The sequence below is a fragment of the Micrococcus sp. HSID17227 genome (genome assembly GCF_003989405.1).
GTDB classification, from domain to species: Bacteria; Actinomycetota; Actinomycetes; order Actinomycetales; family Micrococcaceae; genus Micrococcus; species Micrococcus luteus.
The window spans coordinates 1-2,300 of the sequence record NZ_RBLN01000301.1 but is presented as its reverse complement, the minus strand read 5'-3'; the positions used below and the strand labels follow the sequence as shown (position 1 = coordinate 2,300).

Here is a 2,300-nt window from a genome sequence, read left to right as displayed (position 1 = left end):
GCCGTGGGCCGGCGTCGTGCAGCGGGTGGCCCTGGACGAGGCCGGTGAGGAGGCGGCCACCGAGCTCGCGAACGACGCCTTCGCGACGCTGTTCCAGGCGCTCGCGGAGGCGGGGTCGGCACCGGCCGGGCCGCCGTGGACGGCGCTGCGTCCGGTGCCGGGCGCCGCCGACGTCGTGGAGACCGTCCTGGCGGTCCCGCTGAGCGGTCCGGCTCCCGAGGGTCTCAGGGTCGACGGGCACGAGGTGGTGACCGGGACGCTGCCGCGCCGCGTGGAGCGGTACGTGGACGTGCGGGCCGACGCGGGCGACGTCGACCTCCTCGACGACGCCCCCGGCGGCGCGCTGCCCCATCCGGACCTGCTGGGGCTCATGGACGCGTTCGACGCGGAGGACGCCGGCGCCGCGCCGGAGATCCGCCAGATCCTCGCGGACCCGGAGGCCGGGCACGTCGAGCTGGCGGTGACAGTGCGGGAGGAGGCGGGGGCGGGGCAAGGGTGAGCCGGTGCGGGGACGGCACGGCGTGTCCGGCCGGCCGACCCTGTCGGTTCCGCGCAGACCCCCGGGGGGCTCAGGGGTGCCCGGGGTGGCCTAAATGTGATGAAGTGCACGGATCCTGTCCGCGACCTGGGAAGTGACCATGGAGCAGTTCGTCACCGCCGCCAACTCGATCATGTGGAGCCTGCCCATGGTCGTCGGGCTCCTCGCCCTGGGCCTGTACTTCACGATCCGCATGGCGGCTCCCCAGGTGCGGCTGCTCAAGGACATGGTGGGTCAGCTGGCCAGGGGAGGATCGTCGTCGGCGGGGATCAGCTCGTTCCAGTCGTTCGCCATGGCCCTGGGCGGGCGCATCGGCGTCGGCAACATCGCGGGCGTCGCGGCCGCGATCTACCTGGGCGGCCCGGGCGCGCTGTTCTGGATGTGGGTGACGGCGATCCTCGGCGCCCCCGTGGCGCTCGTGGAGAGCTCGCTCGCACAGCTCTACAAGCACAAGGTCCGCGGCGAGTACCGCGGCGGGCCCGCGTACTACATCCTCGAGGGGCTCGGCCGGAACTGGCGGTGGCTGGCGGTCGCGTACGCCGCGGCCACCGTGTTCGCGACGGTCTTCACCGGCCCGCAGATCCAGGCCAACGCCGTCACCGCCGCCACGACCGAGGCGTGGGGCTGGGACCCGCTGTGGGTGGGTCTCGGGATGGCCGTGCTGTTCTGCGTGATCGTGTTCGGCGGCATGCACCGCCTGGGCCGCACGGTGGGCCTCGTGGTCCCGTTCATGGCCGGCGCGTACATCCTGGTGGGGCTGCTCGTCGTCGGACTCATGTGGCAGCAGGTCCCCGCGATGTTCGGGCTGATCTTCTCCAGCGCGCTGGGCCTGGACTCGGTCTACGCCGGCATGCTCGGCGCCGCCATCGCGTGGGGCGTGCGCCGCGCCGTGTACTCCACCGAGATCGGCACCGGTTCGGGCGCCCAGGCCTCGGCGGCCGCCCACGTCTCCCACCCGGTGAAGCAGGGCCTGGCCCAGGCGTTCTCCGCCTATGTGGACACCCTGTTCGTGTGCACCATGACCGGCCTGGTGATCCTGTCCACCAACAGCTTCAACGTGCTGGGCCCGGATGAGGAGAGCCTCCTCGCGGAGCACGTGCCCGGCGTCGAGGAGGGCCCGGCATGGGTCCAGATCGCCATCGACGAGGCACTGCCCGCCTTCGGCCCGTCCTTCGTGGCGATCGCCGTCTTCCTCTTCTCCTTCACCACCCTGCTCTCCTTCGCGTTCTACGCGGAGACGAACGTCGCCTACCTCATCCCGAACAAGACGGCGCAGCGCGCGGTCATCGCGATCGCCCGGCTGATGCTGGCCGGCTCCATGGTGTTCGGGTCCGTGCAGAGCTCGGCCCTCGTGTGGGCGTTCGCCGACTTCGGCGTCGGCCTCTACACGTGGGTGAACATCGTGGCGCTCATCCTGCTGAGCCCCGTGGCCATCCGGCTGCTCAAGGACTACGACCGCCAGCGCCGCGCCGGCCAGGACCCCGTGCTGGATCCGCACGCGATCGGCGTCCGCAACGCCCGCCTGTGGGAGCAGATCCACGCGGCGTACCAGCAGACCGGCGACCTCGACCGCGCCATGGAGCACGTCGCCGACACCGCCCCGGACACCCGCGCGATCACCGTGGTGCGCGGGGGCCCGGAGCGCGGGGAGCGGTGAGCGGGGGTCAGCCCCGCTCCCGCACCCGAGAGGACCCCGTCATGACCGACGTCTCCACCTCCACCGACACCGCCGTCGGCGACTCGGACACCCGCCCCGCCGCCA

1 protein-coding gene and 1 pseudogene are annotated in these 2,300 nt (G+C 72.6%); both read left to right on the top strand.

Features of this window, described 5'->3' with window-relative positions; genetic code table 11:
- Window positions 1–499 (top strand): annotated as a pseudogene (locus D8M29_RS13650) (transcriptional regulator); the annotation flags it as partial.
- 139 nt (window positions 500–638) lie between these two features.
- Entirely contained in the window at window positions 639–2,195 is a 1,557-nt protein-coding gene (locus D8M29_RS11045; RefSeq protein WP_127445978.1) for a sodium:alanine symporter family protein, read from the top strand.
- Window positions 2,196–2,300 lie beyond the last annotated feature (105 nt).

Excerpts from the sequence above, each read along its gene's own strand:
- D8M29_RS11045 (WP_127445978.1), top strand. The coding sequence starts at position 639 with ATGGAGCAGTTCGTCACCGCCGCCAACTCGATCATGTGGAGCCTGCCC.